Genomic DNA, 13697 nt, shown 5'->3' with positions numbered 1-13697 from the left:
GGCGCGCCATTTGCGCTTCGGTTAGCCAGAACAAGTTGCTCATTGATCAGGTCTCCTTGCGAAGCCTGAATCACGCCAGAGGAATGAAATCAATGGGTCTAGACCCTAGGCATATGGCCTAATTGAAAGAATGCGACTGGATCACACGCTTTGCCAGTGATCCAGTCTTTGAATTATTTTTTAGATAGTCCCGCCAAGACTGCCTTCCAGCTGGGCTAGCTCTTGTCCGCCAGCCATCATGTCCTGCAACGCGTCCGCCGTGATGTTTCCACGCGTTGCGGTGCCAAGGGTCTGCCCCCTGTTCAGGACCGTAAACCTGTCACCCACAGCCATGGCATGGCGCACGTTATGGGTGATGAAGACCACCGCGATGCCCTGCTTGCGAACCTTGTCGATGGTGGCCAGAACATTGGCGGTCTGACGCACGCCAAGGGCCGAGGTCGGTTCGTCCAAAATCAGAACTTTTGCGCCAAAGTGCACAGCGCGGGCGATGGCGACGGTTTGCCTCTCGCCCCCTGACAGGGTACCAACCGCCTGATCTGGGCCACGCAGGTTGATGCCCATCTGGCTCATCTCTTGCATGGTGACGCGGTTGGCGTGATCGTGGTCAAAGACTTTGATGGGTCCGAATTTCTTCAGTGGCTCGTTGCCCATGAAGAAATTGCGCGACACAGACATCAGCGGGATCATCGCCAGATCCTGATAAACGGTGGCAATTCCTGCGGTGATCGCATCGCGTGGATCAGCGAAATTCATCGCCTGCCCTTCGAACAATATCTGACCCGAGGTGGGCTTATGGACCCCTGCGACGGTTTTGATAAAGGTCGATTTTCCCGCGCCGTTATCCCCCAGCAGACAGTGGCATTCACCCGGAAAGATATCTACCGACACCCCCGCCAGTGCCACAACCGAACCAAAGTGTTTTTCGATGTCTTTCATCTGAATAATAGGCTGGTTTGCGGACATGTCAGCGCTCTCCGGTGATGATGCGGCGGATATAGGTGTTCAGGATCACGGCGAACAAAAGGATCACCCCAAGGAACACGCGGAACAGCGAGCTTTCGACACCGGCAAAAAATAACCCTTGCTGGACGACACCAAAGATCAGCGCGCCAAGTGCCGCACCAATAACGGACCCGTATCCACCGGTCAGCAGCGCGCCGCCGATAACAACAGCAATGATCGCCTCGAATTCCTTCAACAGACCGCGGTCGGCACCAGCCGATCCAAACTCCATTACCTGACAGACGGCAAAGATCGTGGCGCAAAAGGCGGTGAACATGAACATGGCGATTTTGACCCGTGCGACGGGTACACCGACATAGCGTGCCGCCTGCGCATCCCCGCCCGAAGCAAAGATCCAGTTTCCAAACCGCGTGCGGGTCAGCAGGAAATGTCCGGCGATGATCAGGCCAAAGGCCCAGACGACCAGCATCGGGATACCATCCACAACGGGTTGACCGGCCAGATTGCCGCGTTCGAATGTGCTGATGATGCCCTGATTGCCCAACCACGTGAACAGGCCGGTCAGAACCTTGCCGCCGAAAACAGGAGCCAGCCAGTCACCCTCGGCTGCTTCGCGGATGCCGCCGATAATGGTTTTGCGTTCAATCAATTGCGGCAGAAAGATGGTAAAGCCGCGCAGGATGAACAGGAATGCCAGCGTCACAATAAAGCTGGGCAGCCCCGTTCGCACGACAATAAAACCGTTCAGCGCCCCAAGTGCCAAGCAGATGACGAATGTCAGCAGGATCGCAGCCCACATCGGAATGCCAAGCGTGACGCCGAAAATGGCGATCAGCATGCCCGCAAAACCGATCATCGACCCGATCGACAAATCGAACTCGCCCGAGATCATCAGCAGGCAGGCACCTACGGCGATGATTGCGAACTGTGCGGACACTGTGCCCCAGTTCATAATGCCTTGGGCATTGAACATGCCGCTGCTGCCGGCAAAGGCGGCGAACAGGGCAAAGACGATGACGGTGCCGCACATGCCGCCCAGCTCGGGCCGGATCAGGGCCTTTCTAAGCGATGAGACTTCTTTGATCCGCTCGTCCCTTGCGGAGGCGGTACTGGACTGGGCCATGAAACTGTCCTTGTGGAAATCGGTAAAGGGGGGCAGCAGCGCGCAGGACGCTGCCGCAAGGGTCGAAGGGGCCTAGCGGAATTCGCCAGCCAGCTCCTCGACTTTGCCGATATTGTCCTTGGTCACAAAACCCGGACCCGAGTTGACATTATTGCCGGGCAGCACGCCGTAACGGTCATAGTTGGTCAGGAAAACAACCGGCAGATAAGCCTGCAAAAAGGGCTGTTGGTCGATGCCCCAGTTGATGACACCATCCTTGATGCCTTTGATGATCTCTTCGCCCAGATCGAAGGTGCCAAAGTAAATTTCACCGGCCAGACCCATTTCGTTCAGCGCCAGAATGGTTGGATCAGCCGAGGTCGGCCCCAGCGTCAGCACCGCGTCGGTATCGGGATTGGCGGTAAGATATGCCTGTACACGATTCTTGATTTCGGCGGGGTCTTGCCCTGCATCGATCATCTGGTTGCCCAATTCGACCCCAAGGCCGTCGGCAAAACCACGACAACGTTCACCGACAACCGTGTTCGAAATGACGTGGTTCACACAGACAAAGGATTCTACACCGTCGCCTTTGGCCCGCTGGCCAGCTGCAAGACCGGCGTCATATTCGGGCTGACCAACGAACATCAGCGCGCCAAGATCACGCACCTGTTCCGCCGTGCCAGAGTTCATGATGACGACATTGATGCCCTGATCGACTGCAGAACGGATCGGACCGCTAAGCGCATCGTAATCAGCAAGCGTGGTGATGATGCCGTTGGGGCCGGTTGCGGCCACCTGTTCGATGATACGCGCCATATCGGCCAGATCGCCGGTGGGCGGGTTGCGGTAATCAACCTCGACATCCATCTGCTCGGCTGCGACGGCCAGACCGTTCTTGATAGTATTCCACCACGCATCGCTGTCGGGCGCATGGCTGATCATTACATATTTCTCGCCCTCTGCGGCGGCCATCATCGGCATGGCGGCCACGCTGGCGGCAAGAACCATCAGTTTCGTAAATGTCTTCATCATTCCCTCCCAGGTGATGCCGACAGGTCAGTCCGGTCGTTGCACGGACGCCATCGGCACGTCAAAGACACCACAAATGAAACCGTTTTGCAACCGGTTGCAAAACTGGTGGAAAAGTTATCTTCTCTGATATGCTTGCTTCAGGGTTGGACTTGTCACGAAAGGGCACAGATCACATGGTCGTCACGTTAAAAGAAGTCGCCGAACTGGCGGGCGTGTCGCGTTCGGCTGTGTCGCGCGCCTATACCGAAGGGGCCTCCGTTTCGCCCAAGACACGACGCAAGGTCGAACGCGCAGCACTGGAACTGGGCTATTCCCCGAACGTGCTGGCGCGCAGCCTGAATACCGGTCGCACCAGCCTGATCGGTCTGGTGTCAAACAACTTTCACAACCCTATCTTTCTGGAAATTTTTGACCTTTTCACCAAGGGCTTGCAGGCAAGAGACCTGCGCCCGCTGCTGGTCAATCTTTCCGATGAAACCGATCCACAAAACTCGGTCAGGATGCTAAAGCAATATTCGGTGGATGGGGTGATTGTAGCATCCTCCACGCTGCCTACGGACTTTGCATTGGCGTTCCGCGATGCAGGGGTGGCGGTGGTTCATGCCTTCGGCAAATATTCCAGTTCGCCCAATGTGCATATCGTCGGGATCGACAACGTGGAATGCGGTCGGATGGCGCTGCGGACACTGGCGCAGCGCGGGTATCGCAAGGTCGGATTCATCGGCGGGCCACAGAATGCAACATCGACGCAAGACCGGTTGGCGGGATTTCAGGACGAAGCAACACGCCATCCCGGCGTAACCGTCCAGCATCGATTCGCAGGTCAATATTCGTTCGAGGCGGGTCGACGGGCCATGAAAGAGCAGCTGACCGATGATCGGGCCGAGGCCTATTTCTGCGCTGACGACGTACTGTCAATCGGCGCACTGTCGGCGTTGCGCGATCACGGTTTGATGCCCGGACGCGACGTTGGCGTGATCGGTCTGAATGATATGGAAATGGCAGCATGGGCGGGAATCGATCTGACCACCATTCGCCAGCCAATCCGTCAGATTGTCAGTTCGGCGATTGAATTGATGGCCGCCATGCTTAGCGAACCTGATCGCTATCCCGAAGCGCGCCTGTTCCCGTGCAGCGTGGTCGAGCGGGGCACATTGCGCCCCGCCCCGTGATATCAGCGGAACATTGGCGGACGTGCATCGACCCACGCACCATCGGCCCTGCCGCTTTCAGCCACAGCGAAAACAGCAGCCATTGACCGCAACCCGTCCTCGGCCCGCGGGAACAAATTGGCTGCGGGGTCCATATCACGTCCGGCTTTAAGGGCACTGATCGCCTCGGCCAAATCTTTGTAGATGTTGGCAAAAGCCAGCGGCATGCCCTCGGCATGACCGATGGTAACGCGGGTGGTGCGATCTGCTTCGGGGGACAGATTGGCCTCGCCGCGTTCGATCACCTCAAGGCGACCACCCAAAGGCATCCAGAACAGCTGGTTGGGCTGTTCCTGCGACCAGCGCAGGCCGCCTTTTTCGCCAAACACCTGCAAGGTCAGGCCGTGCTGGCGACCAATCGCCACCGATGATGTCCACAAGCGCCCGACAGCACCGCCATCAAAGCGCAGGTTGACCATGGCGTCATCTTCCAGTTCGCGGCTGGCGATGCAGGATACCGTGTCGGCGGACAGGCGGGTTGCCTCTTGCCCGATAACAAAGCTGGCCATGTGCAGTGCATGGATACCGCAATCGGCAAATTGCGCCGAAACACCCGCCTGCGCAGGATCATAACGCCAGCGAACGCGCGGGTTATCCGCATCGGCTGCATCAGCGTGGTGACCATGCGAAAACTCGGCCTTGACCAGACGGATATTACCCAGATCGCCGCGCGCCACCATGGCCCGCATATGCCGGACCAGAGAATAGCCGGAATAGCCGTAATTCACCGCACAGATGCTGCCTGCATCACGTGCGGTTTTGACGATATCCTCACCTTGTTCGACCGTCATGGTCATCGGCTTTTCGCACAGGACATGGAAGCCCGCCTGCAGGAATGCCTTGGTGATTTCGAAATGGGTGGCGTTGGGCGTGGCGACCGTGACCAGATCGACGCGGTCGGAGCGGTTACGCTCGCCCTCCAGCATTTCCTGCCAGTTGCCATAGGCGCGGTCGCTTGAAAGGCCCAGACGTTGGCCATAATCGCGACCTTCGGCGGGGCGGTGATCCAATGCACCTGCCGTGAAATCGAACAGGCCATCCAGCCCCGCACCCAAGCGGTGTGCCGGCCCGATCTGACTGCCCTCGCCGCCACCGATCATGCCCCATGACAGGCGTCCGTTATGCTGTGTCATTATGCGTTTCCTTCGAAACCGATAGATTGCAGATAGGCACGATTCTTGCTGGCATCAGCCAAGGTGTCGGGGTTCAGCAGCGGGTCACAATCTTGTTCGACCGTGCACCAGCCGTCAAATCCGGCATCCAGCAGGACCTGACGGACGGCCGGAAAATCAACATCCCCCTGCCCCAGATTGCAAAATATCCCTTGCCCACATGCATCATAAAAACCGGTGCGATTGCGGATGACTGCCTCTTTTATTTTGGGATCAATGTCTTTGAAATGCATATAGGAAATACGGTTTATATGGCGCTTCATGAACGCGGCAGGATCGAAACCGGCATAGGAGTGGTGGCCGGTGTCAAAGCAGATTTTCAGTATCTTTTCGTCAACTTCATCCAGCAAGCGCTCCAGCTCTGGTTCGAAATCGATAAAGCCTGCGGCGTGGGCGTGGATGCCGACGGTCAGTCCATATTCTTCGGTCCCGATGCGGGCGCTTTCGGCGATGCGATCACGGAATGCCTGCCATTCGGCCTTGTCCATTTGCACAGCCTCGGCGGCGCGACCCGCGGTCGGCGCACGACGTGACGAGATGGAATCAATCAACACCATATGCTGCGCACCATGCGCCTGCAGCGCACGTGCTGTCCGGTGCGTCGCATCCAGCACATCATCCCACGCATCGGGGTCGTGATAGGCGCGAAACACCACCCCACCGACCAGTTGCAGGTCATGCTCGGCCAGGGCCTGTGCCAGAATGGCGGGGTCTTCGGGCATATAGCCGACCGGCCCCAGTTCGATGCCGCGATATCCGGCATCCGAACATTGGCGCAGCACTTCGCGCCAGTCAGGATTGCGGGCATCCGCAGCAAATTCTACGCCCCACGAACAAGGAGCATTGGCGATTCCGATAGTCATAGTTCCCCCCTTCAGATCGACGCGACGTCGACCCATGCCTGCCCGTCCGCCGACGCAAATGCGGCTGCAACGATGCGATTGACCTCCAACCCGTCCTGAAAGCCGGGCCATGCGGGCGTACCGGCATGGATGGCGTCCAGAAAATGACGGGCTTCGATAATGATCTGGTCCTGATATCCGGTCCCGTGACCCGGTCCTTGGCAAAAGGCCGCATAGTCGGGATGGGCTGGTCCGGCCAGAATTTTGCGAAAGCCCCGCGTGGCGTCGGGGCCTTCGGCACTGTAAAGCCAAAAGGCGTTCTGATCTTCCTGATCGAAACGGATCGCGCCTTTTGTTCCTGTAATCTCATAGGCATAGCCCATTTTCCGGCCTGTCGCGATACGGCTGAAATACATCTGCCCCATCACACCGCCAGCAAAACGGACCATCATCTGGGCGTGGTCATCATTATCGACCGTCCCACCCGGACGCGTAGTGTGAACGGTGCGAATATCGGCCATAACGCCATCAATCGGCCCGATCAGCGACAGCGCCGCGTTCAGCATATGCGGGGCCAGATCGCCCATGGTGCCGTTCGCACGCCCCTGCACACGCCACGTCGCGGGGGTTTCCGGATCGGCCATGAAATCTTCGGTATGTTCACCGCGGAACCATGTGATGTCGCCGATGACACCATCGGTAATCAACTGGCGCGCAAATTGCGTGACCGGTGTGCGGATATAGTTGAAACCAACCATATTTACACAATCCGAGGCATCAGCAGCTGCCACCATCCGACGGCTGTCCTGCAATGTCGCCCCCAGCGGCTTTTCACACAGCACATGCTTGCCTGCGGCCAGCGCAGCTTCGGCAATATCGCAATGGGTTTCCTGCGGGCTGGCGATCACAATGGCCTGCACGCGGGGATCGGCGATCATATCGCGCCAGTCATCGCTGTAGCGGTCAAAGCCAAAGGTCTGTGCATAGGCCGCCGCAGATGGCAGGCTGCGGGCGCAGATCATCTCCAGCCTCGGGCACAAAGCTGTGTCGAACGCTGCCGCGACTGCTGACATGGCGACCGCATGGGCCTTACCCATATAGCCGCCACCGATGATGCCGATCCCGACGCTTTCGCGCCGGTCTGTTGCATGAACCGTCATTTCCCCTCCCCTTTGGTCGCAGCGTAACAAAATGCGTTTGCAACCGGTTGCAAAATTTGTATCGTGGGATTCGGAAACCCGCAAGCGGGGAATGCGGAAAAAAATCGCACCCCGTCCGCGGCGACCAAAAGGGGGAGGAATTCATGACCGCACGCAACAAGGTTCTGCGGCTGACAACAGCACAGGCCATCATCCGCTGGTTGGAAAACCAGTATATCGAAATCGACGGAACCCGCATGCGCCTGTTCGGCGGCGGCATGGGCATTTTCGGCCACGGCAATGTCACCTGCCTAGGCGAGGCACTGTATAATGCCCGTGACACCCTGCCGCTGTATCGCGGTCAGAACGAACAGGGGATGGGTTTTGCTGCCGCAGCTTATGCCAAGACGTGGCTGCGCCAGCGCTTCATGTTCTGCACGGCATCCGCTGGTCCGGGAACGGCGAACCTGTTGACCGCATCCGCGCTGGCCCATGCGAACCGCCTGCCGATGTTGATGCTGTGCGGCGACGCTTATGCGACCCGCCTGCCCGATCCCGTGCTGCAACAGATGGAGCATTTTCAGGATCCGACCCTTGGCGTAAATGATGCGTTCAAGCCGGTGACGCGATACTGGGACCGCATCATGCACCCTGCGCAGATTTTGCAATCGCTGCCGAATGCTATTGCGACTATGCTGGACCCTGCCGATTGTGGTCCCGCTTTTATCGGTCTGCCGCAGGATGTGCAGGGCTGGGCATATGATTACCCCGAGGTATTTTTCGAGGAAACCGTCCATTATATCCGCCGCCAGATTCCGGATGAATTCGAACTCGACCGTGCAGTCGCAGCCCTGTCCGTCGCCAAGCGCCCGATGATTATCGCAGGCGGCGGCATTCAGTATTCCCGCGCCACCCAAGCCCTGACCGATCTGGCCGAGCGTTTGCAAATTCCGGTCGTCGAAACCATCGCAGGGCGTGCCAACCTGCTGGCCGATCATCCGCTGAACATCGGCCCCATCGGTACAACCGGTTCGGACAGTGCCAACGCCATTGCCGCCGACGCTGACGTCATTGTCGCTATCGGAACGCGCCTTCAGGATTTCACCACTGGATCGTGGACGGTCTTTGACAAATCGGCGCAGATTATCGGACTGAACGTTGGGCGTCATGATGCGGGCAAGCACAGGTCTTTACCGGTTGTTGGCGATGCACGACTGGCGATGCAGGCGCTTGGCGACCGGATGGGCGATTATCGCGCGCCTGACGATTGGATCGCCAGTGCACAGGCCCACCGCAAGGAATGGGATGCCTATGTCGCGCGCAATGTTGCACACAGGGATCGACCCAATTCCTATGCCATGGCAATCGGCGTTGTGAACGACCTGTGTGATGCAGGCGACCGGATTGTCGCGGCAGCAGGTGGCCTGCCCGCCGAGGTGACCGCCAACTGGCGTACCCTGCGCCAAGGGACTGTCGATGTCGAGTTCGGCTTTTCCTGCATGGGTTACGAAATCGCCGGTGGCTGGGGCGCACGCATTGCGCAGACACAGATCAGCCCCGAACAGGACACCATCGTTTTCACGGGCGACGGCTCTTATCTGCTGATGAATTCCGACATCTATTCATCCGTCATCACCGACAAAAAACTGATCGTTCTGGTTCTGGATAATGGCGGCTTCGCAGTCATTAACAAGCTGCAAAACAATACCGGCAACGAAAGCTTTAATAACCTGCTGACCGACAGCCCGACCGTGACCCGCTTTGTCGGCGTTGATTTCGTGGCCCACGCCAAGGCGATGGGTGCGCAGGCTGAAAAGGTTGCGAACCCTGCCGCGCTGGCTGATGCGTTCCGCCGCGCCAAAGCCGCCGACAGCACCTATGTCATCGTCATGAATGTCGATCCCTATGACGGATGGACCACCCAAGGACATGCATGGTGGGAATGCGGCACGCCCGAGGTTTCGACCAGCGACAAGGTTCGCGCCGCCCATGACCAGATGGAATCCTATCGTCCCATGCAACGAAAGGGCGTATGATGGTGATCCAAGGTATCGTCAAACGCGATTTTCTGGTCATCGGTCGCGTGGGCATGGATATGTTCACCCAACCCGGTGCAGGGATCGTTGGAACCACCCAGATGATGACAGCAATGGGTGGATCATCGGCCAATATTGCCGCCGGTCTGGTAAAGCTGGGTTGCAAAGCCGCTTTGGTTACCTGTGTTTCAGATGATGCTGTCGGGGCCTATTGCCTGGACCAGCTGGATCAATACGGAATCAATCGCAACCATGTGCGGGTCGTGCGGGGCCAGTGCCGGACATCACTAGCGGTCTATGAAACGCGCCTGCAGGACCACCATACGGTCATCTATCGCAACGACGCCGCCGATTTCCAGATGGATGACAGCGACATTGCCCCTATCGACTTTACTCGTTTCGGCGCGGTCATCACCACCGGAACGGTCTTTGCCGCCGAACCGTCGCGCAGTGCTGCATTCACCGCATTGCAGAGGGCACGCAAAGCTGGCGTTCCGGTGATTTTCGACGTTGATTATCGACCCTACAGCTGGCCATCGGCCCAAATTGCCCAAGAGGTACTGTCGCAGGCTGCCGATCTTTCCGACATTATCGTCGGCAATAACGAAGAGTTCGGTTTCATGGCCGGTCACATCGATCAGGGAATGGCCAAGGCGCAATCGTTGGCCAAAGCCCACGCAGCCATCGTCGTTTACAAAAAAGGCCCCGATGGTTCGATCACGTTCCAAGGCGACAAGAGCATTGATACCGGTATCTATCCCGTGGACGCGCTGAAACCCACAGGGGCTGGCGACAGCTTTATGGCCGGATTTCTGTCCAGCCTTGGGGCGGGCAGTGATTTGCAACGGGCGATCCGGCGCGGATCTGCCTGCGCATCGATCACGGTGTCGCGGCCCGGATGCGCGCCCGCCATGCCGACCCCCGACGAATTAGATGAATTCATGGCGGCGCACACGCCCGCCACCGCCCTTTGAAAGGACGCGTCATGCATATCCGACCCCATCAGAACAACAACAAACCCATTGTTGATGCCCAAGACGATTTTGTGCCGCTGAACTATTTCAACATTGTCAAATTAAAGCAGGGCGAAAGCTTTGAATACACCGTAGCAGGGTATGAAACCTGCATCGTTCCGGCCACTGGCACGGTCGATGTCGTCATGGATGGCTTTACCGCCACCGATCTGGGCGAACGTCGCGAAAATGTCTGGGATGGCGAACCCGAAGGTGTCTATGTCCCCACCGGTCGCCACGTGACCTTTACCTGCAAAAGCGATGATGCCGAGGTTTTTATCGCCGGTGCCAAATTTGATGAGGTGCTGGAACCTTTTGCGGTTCGCAAGGATGAAATCGACATGGTTCAATACGGGTCCGACGACAGCAAGACCCATCGCAAGATCAAGCATATCCTTGGCCAGAAACAGCATGATCGCGTCGGCCGTCTGCTGGTTTCCGAACTATATACTGTCGGTGCTGGCGGCTGGTCGGGCTTTCCGCCGCATAAGCATGATACCGACCGTCTGCCGATCGAAACCCGTCACGACGAGACGTATAACTATCGTTTTCGCCCCGATCACGGCAGCGCCATCCAGCTAATTCAGGAAGAGGGAGATGACCACGGCGTCGGCCACCACGTCCGCAACGGGTCCACCATCTGCCTGCGGACCGGATACCACCCCTGCGTTGCGATGCCCGGATACGAGATGTATTACTTTACCATCCTTGGCGGCCAGTCGCAGCGGTCGCTGAAACAATATTTCCAGCCCGAACATGAATACCAGCTCAAGACGATCCCCGGGATCATGGACATGGTGGCCAAGTTCAAATGACCCTTGCAACATTATCCGACGTGCTGCAGCCGGCATTGCGTGACGGTTATGCCGTGGCGGGTCTTGTTACCTTGGGGTGGGAAGACATGCGGGCCTTTGTCGCCGCCGCCGAACTGGAAGGCGTGCCAGTGATCCTGCAGGCAGGTCCGTCTTGCAGGGCACATACCCCGCTGCCGGTTCTGGGTGCGATGTTCCGCTATCTGGCGGAACACGCTTCGGTGCCGGTGGTGGCGCATCTCGACCATGGTTACAGCCGCGAGGACTGCGAACTAGCGCTGGAGTGTGGTTTTACCTCGGTCATGTTCGACGGATCGCGCAAGCCGCTGGAAGACAATATTCGCGAAACAGCTGAAATCGTGCGCCTAGCCCATGCCGCAGGCGCGTCATGCGAAGGCGAAATCGGCTTTGTCGGCTATGCCGGTGCCGAGGCATCACAAGGCACAGACCCCGACCAAGCCGCCCTTTTTGCCCGTGAAACCGGCGTGGACGCGATGGCGATTTCGGTCGGCAACGTCCACCTGCAAACCAGCGCAGCCGGAGAGTTGGACGTTGACCGCATCCATGCCGTTCAGACACTGACAACCGTACCGTTGGTCATCCATGGCGGTTCGGGCGTGTCACATGAACAGCGCACCATGCTGGCGCGTCAGACCAATATCTGCAAATTCAACATCGGCACCGAACTGCGCCATGCCTTTGGTACCGCCCTGCGCAATGCCGTGAACGCTGATCCGCAGGCATTCGACCGCGTTGCCATTCTGAAACAAACACATGATCCCGTGGTTGCAGCCGCCCGCAAAGTGCTGCGCGTTCTGAAAGGAAGCTGACATGCTTGGAATCGGAATATTGGGGTGTGGCCGGATCGGTCAGGTCCATGCAAAAACGCTTTCACATCTGGATGGCGCGCGGGTTATTGCGGTGTCGGACGCGATGCCAGCCGCCGCGCAAGCATTGGCATCTACCACAGGTGCACAGGTCATGGACGCACAGGCCTTGCTGGAATGTCCAAGCGTCGATGCTGTCATCATCGGGACGCCGACGTCGACACATTCCGACATGATCGAGGCTGCGGCCCGTGCCGGCAAAGCGATCTTTTGCGAAAAGCCGATTGATCTGTCTGCAAATCGCATTCGGGCGCTGATGACTATTGTGGCCAAGGCAGGCGTTCCATTCATGACAGCCTTTAACCGCCGCTTTGATCCGAACTTTGCCGAACTGAAGCGACGTCTGGATGAGGGTGCCTTGGGTCAGGTCGAGATTGTGACCATCCTGTCGCGCGATCCGACGCCGCCGCCAGTCAGCTATATCAAAACCTCGGGTGGGTTGTTTCGTGACATGATGATCCACGATCTGGATATGGCACGCTTTTTGCTGGGTGAAGAACCTGTCCAGATCCATGCCGTCGGCTCCGCCCTTGTCGATCCGCTGATCGGCGAGGCGGGCGATGTTGATACCGCAGCCGTCACAATGACAACGGCCAGCGGCAAAATCTGCCAGATCAGCAATTCGCGCCGTGCGACCTATGGCTATGATCAGCGCATCGAGGTGCATGGCCAAAAAGGCATGCTACGTGCGGCCAACATGCTGGAACACAGCATTGAACAGGCAGGGGCATCAGGTTTCAACACGGCCCCAGCACAAAACTTTTTTCTGGAACGCTATGCTGCAGCCTATGTCGCAGAATTGCGCCACTTTGTTCAGGCGCTGACAGATGGCACACGTCCGGCCCCGTCAATCGAGGACGGCCTGAAGGCACAACTGCTGGCCGATGCTGCCACAGAAAGCTGGTCCAGCGGCACTGTTATCCGGCTAGATTAACGCCTTCAATTTATGACGGCCCCGTCCTGTTTCATGACGGGGCCATCGCATTATTTCAGCCGGCTTTCTTACCGGCGATTGAAACAGCAGCAGGCTTGCCTGCTTGCGAATTTGCAGTCGCGGAAACCTTTGCCTTTGCAGCTTTAGGTTTCTTGACTTCCTTGTTGCCACGTTGACTGTTGTTGCCTTTGGCCATGGGCTGTCCTTCCAAGGGGCGGCTTTTCAATGTCGGAATGACATCTCTTGAGCTGCGATAGGTCAACGATCAGCCTATAAAGGCGGATCGGAGATAGGCTTAGATCGGTGCGTCAGCGCTTTCTGCGGGATCATCGACCGCTCTTTACTGTTCGCGCGATATGATTTTGATCGGAGTTCCGAATACTTGATTTGCAGCAGAAAAATCATCGGTGGATGCGACATGCGTCCATGCAAGACCCGAAGGTATTGCCAAGTTGTTGACTGGGTTTGGTAGAGGTATGTCTGCCTGATGAACATTCCAATCGATTTGCCGCCCCTGAAGGGCTTTCGCTACCCACGTGAAATCATCG

The 13697-nt window shown here is 57.7% G+C and carries 13 protein-coding genes and 1 pseudogene; 6 read left to right on the top strand and 8 right to left on the bottom strand.

The window, feature by feature from the left end; all coding sequences use genetic code 11:
- Positions 1-180: 180 nt before the first annotated feature.
- The 3 genes from DWB67_RS16845 to DWB67_RS16835 form a co-directional block, all read right to left on the bottom strand.
- Complete coding sequence (locus DWB67_RS16845) at positions 181-966, bottom strand: ATP-binding cassette domain-containing protein (RefSeq protein WP_119808731.1); 786 nt, start codon at positions 964-966, stop codon at positions 181-183.
- A gap of 1 nt (position 967) precedes the next feature.
- Positions 968-2089 (bottom strand): ABC transporter permease, encoded by a 1122-nt coding sequence (locus DWB67_RS16840; protein WP_119808730.1) that lies wholly within the window; start codon positions 2087-2089, stop codon positions 968-970.
- Between the two features lie 72 nt (positions 2090-2161).
- Positions 2162-3100 carry a sugar ABC transporter substrate-binding protein gene (locus tag DWB67_RS16835; protein WP_119808732.1) on the bottom strand — a complete coding sequence of 313 codons (939 nt, stop codon included), beginning with the start codon at positions 3098-3100 and terminating at the stop codon, positions 2162-2164.
- 176 nt (positions 3101-3276) lie between these two features.
- Here DWB67_RS16835 and DWB67_RS16830 point away from each other — a divergent pair, with 176 nt between their 5' ends.
- Positions 3277-4275 carry a LacI family DNA-binding transcriptional regulator gene (locus tag DWB67_RS16830; RefSeq protein WP_119808729.1) on the top strand — a complete coding sequence of 333 codons (999 nt, stop codon included), beginning with the start codon at positions 3277-3279 and terminating at the stop codon, positions 4273-4275.
- A gap of 2 nt (positions 4276-4277) precedes the next feature.
- Here the strand turns inward: DWB67_RS16830 and DWB67_RS16825 are convergent, their stop codons facing one another.
- The 3 genes from DWB67_RS16825 to DWB67_RS16815 are packed head-to-tail and all read right to left on the bottom strand — an operon-like array spanning position 4278 to position 7488.
- Positions 4278-5447, bottom strand: coding sequence for a Gfo/Idh/MocA family protein (locus DWB67_RS16825; protein WP_119808728.1), 1170 nt, complete (start codon positions 5445-5447; stop codon positions 4278-4280).
- A complete protein-coding gene (locus DWB67_RS16820; protein ID WP_119808727.1) occupies positions 5447-6349 on the bottom strand; it encodes a sugar phosphate isomerase/epimerase in 903 nt (300 codons plus the stop codon). The genes DWB67_RS16825 and DWB67_RS16820 overlap by 1 nt, the downstream gene beginning before the upstream one ends.
- An 11-nt stretch (positions 6350-6360) precedes the next feature.
- Positions 6361-7488, bottom strand: coding sequence for a Gfo/Idh/MocA family protein (locus DWB67_RS16815; protein ID WP_119808726.1), 1128 nt, complete (start codon positions 7486-7488; stop codon positions 6361-6363).
- 143 nt (positions 7489-7631) lie between these two features.
- Here DWB67_RS16815 and iolD point away from each other — a divergent pair, with 143 nt between their 5' ends.
- From iolD to iolG, 5 genes are read left to right on the top strand one after another with little or no spacing between them, the layout of a single operon-like run.
- A complete protein-coding gene (gene iolD, locus DWB67_RS16810) occupies positions 7632-9503 on the top strand; it encodes a 3D-(3,5/4)-trihydroxycyclohexane-1,2-dione acylhydrolase (decyclizing) (protein ID WP_119808725.1) in 1872 nt (623 codons plus the stop codon).
- Positions 9500-10477, top strand: coding sequence for a 5-dehydro-2-deoxygluconokinase (gene iolC, locus DWB67_RS16805; protein WP_119808724.1), 978 nt, complete (start codon positions 9500-9502; stop codon positions 10475-10477). The genes iolD and iolC overlap by 4 nt, the downstream gene beginning before the upstream one ends.
- An 11-nt stretch (positions 10478-10488) precedes the next feature.
- The gene (locus tag DWB67_RS16800; RefSeq protein WP_119808723.1) at positions 10489-11331 is read left to right on the top strand and encodes a 5-deoxy-glucuronate isomerase; all 843 of its coding nucleotides are present in this window, start codon (positions 10489-10491) and stop codon (positions 11329-11331) included.
- On the top strand, positions 11328-12158 hold the full coding sequence (locus DWB67_RS16795; RefSeq protein ID WP_119808722.1) for a class II fructose-bisphosphate aldolase: 831 nt from the start codon (positions 11328-11330) through the stop codon (positions 12156-12158). The genes DWB67_RS16800 and DWB67_RS16795 overlap by 4 nt, the downstream gene beginning before the upstream one ends.
- Position 12159: 1 nt before the next feature.
- Entirely contained in the window at positions 12160-13149 is a 990-nt protein-coding gene (gene iolG, locus DWB67_RS16790; RefSeq protein ID WP_119808721.1) for an inositol 2-dehydrogenase, read from the top strand.
- 55 nt (positions 13150-13204) lie between these two features.
- On the opposite strand, the gene DWB67_RS18135 is transcribed toward iolG, so the two are convergent.
- Together DWB67_RS18135 and DWB67_RS18215 are read right to left on the bottom strand one after the other, a co-directional pair.
- Entirely contained in the window at positions 13205-13345 is a 141-nt protein-coding gene (locus DWB67_RS18135; RefSeq protein ID WP_182911649.1) for a hypothetical protein, read from the bottom strand.
- A 144-nt stretch (positions 13346-13489) separates the two neighbouring features.
- Positions 13490-13697: pseudogene (locus DWB67_RS18215) on the bottom strand (hypothetical protein); the annotation flags it as partial.

It is taken from the genome of Paracoccus sp. JM45 (assembly GCF_003590715.1).
Classification (GTDB): Bacteria; Pseudomonadota; Alphaproteobacteria; order Rhodobacterales; family Rhodobacteraceae; genus Paracoccus.
The sequence above is the reverse complement of the archived record's forward strand: the minus strand, read 5'-3'. Positions and strand labels throughout refer to the sequence as shown.